The 11,900-nt window shown below is 67.7% G+C and carries 11 protein-coding genes and 1 pseudogene; 7 read left to right on the forward strand and 5 right to left on the reverse strand.

The window, feature by feature from the left end:
* The first annotated feature begins 250 nt into the window (after nucleotides 1-250).
* Nucleotides 251-784: a universal stress protein gene (locus AC4D2F_RS02420; RefSeq protein WP_490909362.1), complete on the forward strand. Its 534-nt coding sequence runs from the start codon at nucleotides 251-253 to the stop codon at nucleotides 782-784.
* A 35-nt stretch (nucleotides 785-819) separates the two neighbouring features.
* Here AC4D2F_RS02420 and AC4D2F_RS02425 read toward each other — a convergent pair whose 3' ends face one another.
* Nucleotides 820-996 carry a CsbD family protein gene (locus AC4D2F_RS02425; protein ID WP_490909363.1) on the reverse strand — a complete coding sequence of 59 codons (177 nt, stop codon included), beginning with the start codon at nucleotides 994-996 and terminating at the stop codon, nucleotides 820-822.
* Nucleotides 997-1,715: 719 nt separating this feature from the next.
* Between AC4D2F_RS02425 and AC4D2F_RS02430 the strand changes: the two genes are divergently transcribed.
* The 4 genes and pseudogenes from AC4D2F_RS02430 to AC4D2F_RS02445 all read left to right on the forward strand — a co-directional run bounded on the left by AC4D2F_RS02430 (nucleotide 1,716) and on the right by AC4D2F_RS02445 (nucleotide 6,451).
* Complete coding sequence (locus AC4D2F_RS02430) at nucleotides 1,716-2,210, forward strand: universal stress protein (RefSeq protein WP_490909364.1); 495 nt, start codon at nucleotides 1,716-1,718, stop codon at nucleotides 2,208-2,210.
* A gap of 76 nt (nucleotides 2,211-2,286) precedes the next feature.
* A pseudogene (locus AC4D2F_RS02435) lies at nucleotides 2,287-3,422 on the forward strand (lycopene cyclase family protein).
* A 593-nt stretch (nucleotides 3,423-4,015) separates the two neighbouring features.
* A complete protein-coding gene (locus AC4D2F_RS02440; protein ID WP_490909365.1) occupies nucleotides 4,016-5,494 on the forward strand; it encodes a DUF4389 domain-containing protein in 1,479 nt (492 codons plus the stop codon).
* 51 nt (nucleotides 5,495-5,545) lie between these two features.
* Nucleotides 5,546-6,451 (forward strand): hypothetical protein, encoded by a 906-nt coding sequence (locus tag AC4D2F_RS02445; protein WP_490909366.1) that lies wholly within the window; start codon nucleotides 5,546-5,548, stop codon nucleotides 6,449-6,451.
* Nucleotide 6,452: 1 nt separating this feature from the next.
* Here AC4D2F_RS02445 and AC4D2F_RS02450 read toward each other — a convergent pair whose 3' ends face one another.
* Both AC4D2F_RS02450 and AC4D2F_RS02455 read right to left on the reverse strand, forming a co-directional pair.
* A complete protein-coding gene (locus AC4D2F_RS02450) occupies nucleotides 6,453-7,319 on the reverse strand; it encodes a universal stress protein (protein ID WP_490909367.1) in 867 nt (288 codons plus the stop codon).
* Complete coding sequence (locus AC4D2F_RS02455) at nucleotides 7,316-7,810, reverse strand: universal stress protein (RefSeq protein WP_490909368.1); 495 nt, start codon at nucleotides 7,808-7,810, stop codon at nucleotides 7,316-7,318. Before AC4D2F_RS02455 ends, AC4D2F_RS02450 begins: the two co-directional genes overlap by 4 nt.
* 205 nt (nucleotides 7,811-8,015) lie before the next feature.
* Between AC4D2F_RS02455 and AC4D2F_RS02460 the strand changes: the two genes are divergently transcribed.
* Nucleotides 8,016-8,705: a response regulator gene (locus tag AC4D2F_RS02460; protein ID WP_490909369.1), complete on the forward strand. Its 690-nt coding sequence runs from the start codon at nucleotides 8,016-8,018 to the stop codon at nucleotides 8,703-8,705.
* On the opposite strand, the gene AC4D2F_RS02465 is transcribed toward AC4D2F_RS02460, so the two are convergent.
* A complete protein-coding gene (locus AC4D2F_RS02465) occupies nucleotides 8,653-10,272 on the reverse strand; it encodes a GAF domain-containing sensor histidine kinase (RefSeq protein WP_490909370.1) in 1,620 nt (539 codons plus the stop codon). The genes AC4D2F_RS02460 and AC4D2F_RS02465 overlap by 53 nt on opposite strands.
* A gap of 206 nt (nucleotides 10,273-10,478) precedes the next feature.
* Here AC4D2F_RS02465 and AC4D2F_RS02470 point away from each other — a divergent pair, with 206 nt between their 5' ends.
* A complete protein-coding gene (locus AC4D2F_RS02470; protein WP_490909371.1) occupies nucleotides 10,479-10,928 on the forward strand; it encodes a pyridoxamine 5'-phosphate oxidase family protein in 450 nt (149 codons plus the stop codon).
* Here AC4D2F_RS02470 and AC4D2F_RS02475 read toward each other — a convergent pair.
* Nucleotides 10,858-11,781 carry a universal stress protein gene (locus tag AC4D2F_RS02475; protein ID WP_490909372.1) on the reverse strand — a complete coding sequence of 308 codons (924 nt, stop codon included), beginning with the start codon at nucleotides 11,779-11,781 and terminating at the stop codon, nucleotides 10,858-10,860. The two genes, AC4D2F_RS02470 and AC4D2F_RS02475, sit on opposite strands and share 71 nt — an antisense overlap.
* Between the last annotated feature and the right edge of the window lie 119 nt (nucleotides 11,782-11,900).

Raw genomic sequence — 11,900 nt, forward strand, 5'->3', positions numbered from 1 at the left:
CAACTAATAGCGAGCGACACCTCTACCCCGGCGGAGTCCCGACAGCATGCGCATCGCGATCCTCGCCCGGACACCACGCCTCTGAGCAGACGGTTCGAGCGGCAGTAGGATCCACGGGTCCGATCATGACCTCGGCCACCCCTCGCGGGGTGGATGGGGACGAAAGGCCCTACGTGGAAGGACTGACAGCGGAGATCGTGCAGAGACAGAGCATTTCATGCCACCGTTGTGATACAGAAGGAGAAGCGTCGTGAGCCCTGCGCCCGCCTCACAGATCGTTGTCGGTGTCGATGGATCAGAACAGTCCATCGCCGCACTGCGGTTCGCCCAGAAGTTGGCTCCCGTCCTCGACGCGACCATCCGCGCCGTCGCAGCATGGGACGACCCCGCCGAGTACCCCGCATATGTCCCCCTCGGCCGCAGCGAATACACCCACGCCGCCCGCAAGGAACTGGACGAGGCCCTGGCTGCCGCCTTCGGAGAAGACACTCCCCCAGGCCTCGAGGCGTCAGTGGTCTTCGGGCACCCTGTGAAAACCCTCGTGAAGGCCTCGCGGGACGCCGCCCTGCTCGTCGTGGGCAGTCGCGGACATGGGACGTTCAGGGGGCTACTCGTCGGCTCCATCAGCAGCGCCTGCGTGGCCCACGCCCACTGCCCCGTCCTGGTCGTCCGTCCGCCGACTGATGCGGGACAGCAGGATGAACCGACCGGCCGAACCGCTTCCGACGCTGGTTCACCGCACTCGTCCCCGCCCGCACCGATGGACCGTGACGCCAACGAGTGAGCAGGGGCGGCCCACTGCGTGGCCACGCCCCGCCGCTAGCGCTTCCGGAAGGCGTCCCGTACCTTCTCGGCAGCCTGCCTCAGGTCCGCCTTGACCTGATCCCTTTTCCCCTCTGCCTCGAGTCGCTCGTCTCCCGTCGCCCTGCCTGTGGCCTCCTTGGCCCTGCCGGCAAGCTTCTTCGCCGCATTCGTGATGCTGCTGCGCAGGCTCATGGTGTTCTCCTTCGGCGTGCACGCCCGACCGCCTGTCGAGGGATCACGATCGCATGCGGCCCATCGTCCGGCTCAGTGGCCGGACCCCGACTGCACCACGAAGACGCTTCCTGATCATCGGGTTCGTGGGAGGTCGGCTTCCAGCCCCGAACCGTGTGGCGAGCACGGTCATGGCGGGTGTCGACACCTCCCGGCCGCGGGAGCCTGATCTGAATGCTCACCCGTTCCCCAGGAGTGGCCCTGAACCGGGCCGGTTCGCGGTCGCGCAGAAATGCGACGCACATTGATCCTGGACCGTCCGGGACGCCACCCGGTGCTTGCCGGCCGGCACTGCCCTGTGGACTCTCACCGGCGATGTACTGCTCCCTCACATGTCACGAACTCCCGCACCCGATTGTGCGCCGGGTTCGCATCACGGCCCGGACGATCCTTGCTGTCCGTCGAGATGCAGATCACCCGGCAATTGTTGCCGGGATGCTCCATACCCATCAGGGTCTTTGGTCCCTGATTCACGGTTGCCTCCTACCGGCCTACTCGGCGGCCCGTCTCACGGGAGGTGGCATCGAGCCATGTTGGAGGTTGCAGCGAGTGAGCTCCAGGGCCACAAGGACTGCCTCCCGCTGCTCATAGGACGAAAGCCCCTATCGCCCCCTGCAAGCGATGGGCACGCTTCAGGCAGCACCACCACCCTGATCGCAGCGAGCCCGAGGAGAAACCCCATGAGCACAGCAGCCGGCCCTCGAATCGTCGTCGGCGTCGACGGTTCGCAGCAGTCCGTCGAGGCGTTGCGGTACGCTCAGCGGCTGGCACCCGTCTTCGACGCGACGATCCTGGCGGTCGCGGCGTGGGACTACCCGGCCGAATACCCCGGGTACGTTCCGCTCGGCACCAGTGAGTTCGCCGACGCCGCGAAGATCCACCTGGAGCATGCCATCACCACGGCCTACGGAGAAGATGTCCCGACCGGCCTCGAGACCACGGTGATATTCGCCCACCCCGGCAAGGCTCTCGTTCAGGCCTCCCGCGACGCCGCTCTGCTCATCGTGGGCCGGCGGGGTCACGGAACATTTCGCGGGTTGCTCCTGGGCTCCGTGAGCGCCAGTTGCGTCTCCCACGCCCACTGTCCGGTCCTCGTCGTTCATGAGGTGGCGGAGAGCGAGCCACGGGAGGGCAAAGCGGGCAAGGGCAAGGTAACCGAAGACGCAGACGCTTGAGGATCCCGCCACCGCCCTCCCTGCGTCGTCGGCGCGTCCTGGCCGGATGCGGGGCCCGTCGGGCGAGCACGTCGTCATGAGTCGTGAACCTGCGCAGTTCGACATCATCGTCGCCGGCGGTGGACTGGCCGGACGAAGCCTCGCCTATTTCCTGAGCGGGCACCCCGGCCTGGGCGAGATGCGGATCCTGCTCGTCGACGACAGCCGTCACTACCAGCACCGGTCCATCATCTACTGGTACGACGGCGTCCTTCCGCTGCGGCTGACCCCCTCGGCGAGCTACACGATGCTCGCGGTCGATACCGTCGGAGGCTTGCGCAACCTGTCCCTCGAGCGCCACACGCTGTCCCTGACCTCCTCACAGAACATCTTCGAGTGCCTGGATCGGGTGATCAACGCCGATCCTCGCATCACCCGACTCGACGCCCACGTCACGGGGATCCGCGCGCGGAGGGATCGGGTCGCGGTGGTACTCGCCGACGGCCGATCCTTCACGGCCTCCTACTGTTGTGACAGCACCACCCCACCGCCCGGTGCGACTCCTCCCCTGCTCATGACCGGTGAGATCCGGCAGGTCCGGACCGCGAGCGAATCCTTCGACCCGTCAGTGCCACCTTCATGGATTTCAAGTCGTGCGACGGCCGGCAGCCTGTCCGCCTCCACTGCCTCCTGCCGGTGTCGACACGCGAAGCGTTCGTGGAGACGACGAGGATCACCCGTGGTGATGCACCGGCCCTGGGCTGGCCCTTCGGAACGGCGGCCGCGGCATACCTCCGCAACACCTGTGGAGTGACGGACTTCTCCACGCTCGCCGTCCAGCGAGGGGTGATCCCGCTCGGTCTTCGTCGCCAGTCGTCGCGAGGACGACATCTCCACGTTGGCACGGCCTCCGGGATCATCAAGGCGACGACGGGGTACGGCTTCACCCGCATCCTCCACCAGGCCGAGCACGTCGCCTCGTCGTTCGCCGCGACCGGCTCGCCGAGCGGACCCGACCCCCCGCGCCGCTTCCACTTCTACGACAAGCCCGTCCTCAAGATGTGGCTGCACGACCCCGACTCGGCAGTCCGCTTCATGAGAGCGGCGTTCGCGTCGCTGGACGCGGATCTGATCCTGGACTTCCTCGACGAACACACCACCCCGCTGCAGGAACGCGAACTCCTTGGCTCCATGCCGGTCCGCGCGCTCCTGCGCCCCCGCCTCTGGCTGTGACTCCTCCGCAGGTCCGATCGCCTGTCGCACCACGCAGCGCCCCTGGGACTGCCAGCGGCGATCGCAGCGGCCGCCGCAATGGTGACGAAAGTCCCTAGAGTACCGACCCACCCCGCAGGACACTGGGACGCAACCCTTTCGGGAGTGGTCGTCGTGCGACGCCGGCGAGAAGCACACGGGAAGCATCAACCGGTCGTCGACCACTTCACGAACGAACGAAGGACAGATGAATGAGCTCGACAGAGCGACCGATTGCCTCAACAATCCCCGCACCTCCCCCTATCCACCTCGACCCCTCCACCGAAGACGAAACTTTCAGGCCCATTGGTCTCAGGCCCACCGGATCCGACCTCAAACGCCTGATGGAGCGTCGGCGGGAAGCAGAGCGCAAGCTTGCCCTGCATATCCAGAAATACCGGGAGACGCACCCGCTCCCCTCGAAGGAGTAACCCGGAAGCTCGCGCCCGTGCCGGAGTAAGGGGTGCTCCTTCCTCATCCAGGTACCACCACGGAGGACGCCCGCCATGAGTTCGAGTTCGTTGAGTACCACTCCCCCGCCCGCTCGGACGCCCATGCGGCCAGGACCGTTGATCATGGTCCTCCTCGGCGCTTTGCTCGTCTCGATAGCAGCGGGCCTTGCATTCGGCGGACTGCTCGTCAGCGCTCTCGCCGGCTTCCAGCGGGGTGGGCAATTCCTGACCACATCCACGGAACGCTTCGACTACGACTCCTACGCGCTGACCACCCGGCTGCAGGACGTCCAACTCGATACCGACGAGGGCGTCCTCCCCGCGGGTATCGCGACGATCCAGCTGGCGGCCACGGGCGTGCCCAGCACCGAGGCGGTCTTCGTCGGCGTGGCACGGCAGGCCGACGTCGACGCGTACCTGTCGTCGGTGCAGCACACAGAGCTGACCGATGTCCGCACCGACCCCTTCCGCGCCGGCTACCGCGAGATCCCGGGCTCCTCGGCTCCGCGCCCACCCACCGAACAGACGTTCTGGACGGCGTCGGCCTCCGGTACCGGTACGCAGGTGATCTCCGTGGACGTGCGTTCCGGGAGCTGGGCGGTGGTGGTGATGAACGCCGACGGCAGCCAGGCCGGCGTCGTCGATCTGCAGGCAGGCCTCCGGTCGAGCCTCTTCGCGCCCGTCGGCTTGACGATGCTCCTGATCGCGGGTGTCCTGGTGCTGGTCGGCGTCCCACTTATCCTCATCGGGGCGAACGCCCTCGGAAAGGGGATCGATCCGTCCCTGGCCGCCGACGAGAACCGGCGTCGGGGGCTCCCGGAGGACCTCCACCGCACCGCGTCGGACGACCCCGCGCGTGACTTCCTGGCCCACCCGGCCCGCCTCACGGGCTACCTGCAACCCCGACTCTCCCGGTGGCTGTGGCTGGTGAAGTGGTTCCTCGTGATCCCGCATCTGGTGGTGCTGTGGCTGCTCTGGACTGCGTGCTTCGTGAGCACGGTGGCCGCCGGCGTCATGATCCTGTTCACCGGGCGCTATCCGGCAGGCCTGTTCGCCTTTGCCGTGGGGGTCTTCCGCTGGACGTGGCGCGTGCAGTTCTACGCCTCCGCGCTCGGAACAGACCTGTATCCGCCCTTCACCCTGGCCCGCGTACCGGACTATCCCGCCGATTTCGAGGTCCCCTACCCGTCCAGGCTCCACCGCGGCCTCGTCCTCGTGAAATGGTGGCTGCTGGCCCTCCCGCACCTCCTCGTCGTCGCTGCCCTGACGGGTGCCTGGTCGACGACCGTCGTCGTCATACCCGGCTCCGGCGACGTGGTCCGGACCACCGCGCCGTCACTGCTGGGCCTGCTGGTGATCGTCGCCGGGGTCGCGCTCCTGTTCACGGCCCGCTACCCGGCGCCGCTCTTCGGCCTGGTGATCGGCATCCACCGCTGGACCTATCGCGTGGCAGCCTATGTGTTCCTGCTCCGTGACGAGTATCCGCCGTTCCGCCTGGATCAGGGACCGGAGGAGCCGGAAGCCCGGCCACGCGCCACCGCCGGTTGGGGGACAGCACGAAGGGAACCGCCGCCGCCCCCGGCCCGTCCGCCCGGCCTCTGACCGTCTGCGACACCTCCCACCCACCGATCACGACGGAAAGGCCCACCGATCATGACCCCCACTCACCCCCACGAGATCATGGATCTCTCCCTCCTGCAGCGTGGCGCGGAGGGCACCGCCGTACTGGGCCACAGCACCCCCGTGAGCGTGGAGATCCGCGCGACCCGCCGCGTACGGGTGACCTCCGTCCAGTTCACGCTCGTGCACTCGCTGGAACTCACGCAGATGCGTGGGAACCAGTTCGGCGGAACCTACCATGCCGCCGAGCGCAGCTCGAGGGACATCGGGAGCACCCTGGTCAGCGCGAACCCCACCCTGCGCGAGGGCGAGTCGTGCTTCGAGGTGGGCCAGCTGATAGTGCCCGCCGAGGCGATCCCCACTCTTCACGGGAAGCTCGCGCTGTCCGGCTGGTCGGTGCGTGCCCGGGTGTCCTCGGAGGGCAACGGGGACGTCGTCCGCTCCCATCCGCTGGTCGTCCAATCGGACGGAACCGGGACCGGGGTCGACGTCGACCCCGGCGTCGACCCGACGGACGGGCGCCGTGCCGCAACGGATCTGCACGTGTCCGAGCTGTCCACCCATTCAGTGCATCCGGGGGTGGAGGTGTCCGGCGTCGTGACGGTCAGCGACTCCAGGGCACGCACCCTGAGCATCAGTATCGTCATGCAGGAGGAAGTCATGTATTGGGCCGGGCAACGTGCCGAGAAGGAGCACCATGCCGGCAACTTCCTCGTCGAGGAGACGGTGATCGATGAGGTCCGCGTCCCCGCGCACGCGGCCAGGGGTTCGGTTGTGCCGTTCACCCTCACGGCCGGGACCGTTCCCGCTCCGACGGTCACCTCGCCCGTCCTGCGGGTGCGCTGGTTCCTGCGGGCAGCGCTCGAGGTGCCGTTCAGGCGCGATCCGGAAGTGACGGTGCCCCTGGCGGCGAGCACCAGGGTCCATTCACGGGCCTGACCTACCGCACGACGACGACGTTGCCGCTCGCGTGGTGCAGTACCGCGTGGACCGTTGACCCGAGCCGGATGCCCAGCGTATTGCGGCCCTTCGCTCCGAGCACGACACAGGCGGCTTTCCGGGCCTCCTCCACGATGCTGCCGGGAACGGAGGCCGCGAGGAGGAGGTCCCGTTTCGTCGTCAGCCCCGCGTGCTCGCCGAGCAGCGCGGAAGCCTGTTCGAGGACCGGATCCTGCTCCTGGGCACGCGAAGAAGCCTCCGCCTCCCCACGCCGGTGAGGGCCGCCGACGTGCAGGAACCGGAGTGATTTGTGCAGGGTGCGGGCCAACTCAGCGGCAACCAGCACCGCGCGGTCGCTCTCGGGGGAACCGTCGACGGCGACCAGGACGGTGTCGTGCGTAGGACGGGCATCACGGACGACCGTGACGGGACACGACGTGGTGGAGACGAGATGGAGGCTCACCGAGCCAACCAGCAGACCGGAGAAGCCGCCGAGGCCCCGCGTTCCCGTGACGAGGAGGGAGGCCTCCTCCGAGAGCGTCGTCAGGACAGCAGTGGGGGCGCCTGTCACCATCCGGTCCTGCACCTCGAGATCCGGTTCGGAGCGCCGCGCCAGTTCACGTCCTTCCGCCACGATCCGGAGTGCTTCCCCACGCAGCCCGCTGTCCTCGATACCCGCCACCGGTCCCAGCCGGTCGGTGAAGTACGGCCAGATGAAGGCATGGACGACGACGAGCGAGAACTGGGCCACGCCGGCATAGCGTGAAGCCCACAGGAGAGCTCTCTTCGATTCGTCGGACCCGTCGTAGCCGACCATCACCGGCTTGCCCTGACGGAACCCCGAGGTACCGCCCGTGGTGGAGGTCATGCCGAGGCGGTGGCGGGCCGGGCCGCGGCGGGCTCGCCGTCGGATGCGGGGAGCGCGCCGTGCGCGATGACGACCGGGCAGGCGGAGCGCTCCGCGACGGCGGAACTCACGGAGCCGAGGAGGAGTCCCACGAACCCGCCGTGACTCCGCGATCCGACGACGACCATCGATGCCTTCCGGCTCTCCTCGATGAGCACCTGGGCCGGGGCCCCCTGGAGGACCCGGCGCTCCAGCGGGCAGGGTGGCTCACCCTGGAACGCTGCCGACAGCGCGTCGTCGAGTGCCTTCCCGGCCAGTTCGTCGGGGTTCCAGGTGATCGGGGCGAAGGTGCCGAACCCTATGGGGTACTGCCATACCGTCACGGCCCGAATGACGTCACCGGCGAGCGGGACGAGCCTGCCTGCGAGTTCCAGTGCGGCGATCGACTGCTCCGACCCGTCGACGCCGACCACGATGACGCGGGATCGGCGGGGTGGGGGTGTCATGTCCATGATGGGGTTCTGCTCCTTCGCCGCCGGTGAACGTGCGCCCCGTCATCGTCTCCGGCCCCTCGTGGGCGAGATAGGGCCGAAAGACCCACCCGATTGGGGGCCATTGTGCCCTGACCGCGAGCGCGGCACCGGGTGATGATGGTCCTTGGACACGAGGCAGCCGGACCGGTAGCGTCGGGCGCGTCGACGACGTCGGAGGTTGGAGATGGACTACCCCGCGACCGGTGGGCATCCGGAGGAAGCAACGGTGTTCCTCCTCGATGACCATGAGCTGGTCCGGCGTGGGTTGCGCGAGCTGCTGGAGAGCGAGGGTTTCTCCATCGTCGGAGAATCCGGATCCGCGGAGGAGGCGGCCCGGAGGATCCCTGCCCTGTCACCGGACATCTCGATCCTCGATGCGAGGCTGCCCGACGGCACGGGGATCGAAGTGTGTCGTGACGTGCGCTCGGTCGACCCTTCGCTGGCCTGCGTGATCCTGACCAGTTACGACGATGAGCAGGCGCTGCGGGGCGCTGTACTCGCGGGTGCCGCCGGATACATCCTCAAGGAGATCCTCGGCTCCGACCTCGTGGAGAAGGTCCGCCGTGCGGCGTCCGGTCAGTCATTGTTCGCCGCCGGGGTGACGGAACGGATCACCTCCGGACTCCTGGACACCCCTGCGGAGGACCCGCGGCTGACGGGCCTGACGAGTCAGGAGAAGAAGGTACTGACGCTCATCGGGGCCGGGCTGACCAACCGGGAGATCGGCACGGAACTGTTCCTGGCGGAGAAGACCGTGAAGAACTATGTGTCGTCCTTGCTGTCGAAGCTGGGGTTCCAGCGCCGCACCCAGGCAGCGGTGTTCATCTCCCGCCCGTCGGGTCCGTTGTCTCCGTCGAATTCAGAGGGATCCTGAGGTGGACCTCGGTCCCCGCACCAAGTTCACTGAGGATGGAGATCGTGCCGTCGCACAGCTCCGCGCGGCGCTTCATGTTGGCGAGGCCGCTGCTGCGGATGGGATTCTCGAACCCACGGCCGTCGTCGGTGATCCTCAACTCGAGGTGTTCGCCGATCGCTCGCAGCGTGACCGTGATGGTCTGCGCGTCGGCGTGGCGCAGCGCGTTCGACAGCCCCTCGAGCAGTACGGCTCGGACATGATCGGCTCGCTCGTCATCCAGCGCCGCGTCGAGCGGGCCGGACAACTGGAGGACCGGCGCGAGGTCGTGGCCGTCGAATGCATCCGCCACGAGGGAGAAGATGGTGGAGGTGAACGTCGGGGTGACCTGCGGAACCGTGCGCAACGAGTAGATGGTGTCACGCAGTTCCCGGATGGTCTCGTCCAGCTCCGTCGTCACCGCCGAGATGCGGTTCAGGGCCTCCATGTCCGGCGTGTACTTCCGCAGGCTCTGGATGCTCAGGCCGGCCGCGAAGAGCCGCTGGATCACCAGGTCGTGCAGGTCACGCGCAATCCGGTCGCGGTCGCCGAAGACTGCCTCCTGTTCCCGCTGGCGATGAACACGCAGCAGTTCGAGGGCCAGGGACACGTGGGATACGAAGGTGGTCATCATTTCGTGGTCGACGTCGGAGAACGGCGACCCGCCCGGTGAGCGGCCGACGACGAGGAATCGGCGGTTGCCGTCGCCCGGGAGCTTGCTGCAGAGCGCCGTCCCTATCATTCCTTCCGGGGCGCCGGGAAGCACCTGGGCGAATTCGTCCGCGTCCAGGACGATCGGCGACAGCGTGGTCGGAAGCCTGTCGAGCAGCGTCGGATCCAGGCTCGACTGGCCGAGAAGGGCCTCGACCTCGACGCCGTCCACTGCCTCGCAGCCCACTCCGCGATGGTTGCCGAAATCCCTGAGGACGGCCGCGAGGATACTCTGCGAGGCATTCAGCGCGTGGGTCGCGAGGATGTCCAGATCATGGCGCGATTCGTCATGCTGGCCGAGCAGTTCCCTCACGGCATTCAGTCCACCCTCGAGCCAGCGGGTGCGTCGATTCGCTTCATCGAAGAGCCGCGAGTTCTCGATCGCGACCCCGGCAGCCGAGGCGAGCGCCACGACGAGCTGTTCGTCGTCGACGGAGAAATCCGCACCTCCGTTCTTCTCGGTCAGGTACAGGTTGCCGAAGACGCGGTCGTGGATACGGATCGGAACGCCGAGAAAGGACTTCATCGGCGGGTGGTCCGACGGATAGCCGTAGGCGAGGGGATGTTCGCGCAGATCGGAGAGGCGGAGCGAGTGCGGCACCGAGATCAGCAGACCGAGGATTCCGTGCCCTGTCGGGAACTGGCCGATCCGCCGGATCTCGTCGTCCTCCAGGCCGACGGTGGTGAAGTGACCAAGGGTACGGTCCGGGCCGATGACTCCGAGGGCTCCGTAGCGGGCATCGACGAGTCGGCAGGCCGCCGAGATGACGCGTTCCAGCACGGTGTCGAGCCCGAGGTCGTCCGCTATGGCCGCAAAGGCAGCGAGTAGGTCTTCCATCCCGGCCAACGCCGTCGTCCGAGGGGACACTCCGTTGGGCAGTTCTTCAGAATAGGTGACCACGTGCCGCACTCCGTACTGTCGACGTGTGGCCCCGCCCCCCGGGGACCCACGATCCGTCCACTTTGAATGAGACCTGACCGGCGGGCCGGGAAAAGGGTCAGAGTGCCCTATCCGGCCTGTGGGCCACTTCGTAGTGTCGATCTATGGAAGCCGAGAATACACCTACGGAAATCCTTCCAGCGCACGAATGCTGGAAATTGCTCCGGGATGCTCCCTTCGGGCGCCTCGCCCTGTGCAGCCAGGGGGTTCCGGGCATCTTCCCGGTCAATTTCGTCGTGGAACACGGCACGATCGTCTTCCGGACCTCGGAGGGGACGAAGTCCCGATTCTCCGAGAAGGCGCCGGTCGCTCTCGAGGCGGACGGTTTCCTCAACGGGGGCGCACTGGTGTGGAGTGTGATCGTCCACGGACAAGCAGCGACCATCAACCAGACGGGGGAACTCATGGACACGGTCACCTTGCCGCTGCATCCGTGGGAAATGGGCCGTAAGGACCGCTTCATGCGACTGGTGCCCGAGACGATCACCGGACGCTCATTCGCTCCTCTGCACGCGGCGGCGCATTCACGGACGGCTCGGGCTCACGACGAGTGAGGACCAGGGTGGGACAGGGTGGATCGAGGAGCAGCGTATGCGTGACCGAGCCGAGCGACATCGCTGATCGCGCACCGCTCCCATGGCGGCCGATGACCAGCAGATCGGAACCGGAGCCGTAGAGCGCAAGGGCCTCGACCGGCGTATGCAGGTCATCCACGATCCAGCTCACGAGGAGATCCGGATAGCGCGTGCGCACGGCCAGGAGCATAGGCGACGCACCGACCGCCATACGCTGCGGTGACGACCCCAGTGCGGTCACCACCGTCAGGACCACGCCTGCCCTGTGGGCCTCCTCAGCCGCTCTCATGAGGGCGGCCCGCGACACGTCCGAGCCGTCCACCCCCACGACCACTCCCCCTCTGGCCTGCCTGGAGTCCATCCGATAGCCGTGCCCCGGTGGCACGACGGCGACGGGCGTCGCGGAGTTCAGCGCCACCTGCAGCGCTACGGAGCCCTTGAACTCGCCACTGGATGGATCGCGCCGGTCCGCACCCACGACGATCATGGGCGCGGCGGCGGACAGGCCCAGCAGCGCCTCGACGACGTCACCGCAGTGGAGGTACGTGCTGACCCGCAGTCCCGGATACCGGTGGGCGACGCGCGATGCCTCGCGACTGACCATGACGCGCCCGGCGATCACCTCGTCGCCGTACAGGCGGCCGGGCGGCATCAGGGACGGGTCCGCGACGGCGTGCAGCACCGTCAGCGGAGCCTCGAGAGCCGCCGCCCGGGCGGCAGCCCATTCCACCGCGGTGCGGTCCGCCGCGGAATCGCGCACCGCGACGAGCATCGGCTCGGAACGCTGGATCGAGGGTGTGGTTGCTTCCGCCTCCGGGAGGACCGTGGTCATGATGCATCCTTAGCCTGCTGATTCTGATCGGGAACGACGACCGCCCCCCACGCGCATCCTTCCTGGCGCCGACTACGGCCGGCGGACCGACCCGCAGGGCGGCCGTGAATATCCGGCGT

Source organism: Arthrobacter sp. TJ-263, from assembly GCF_058269155.1.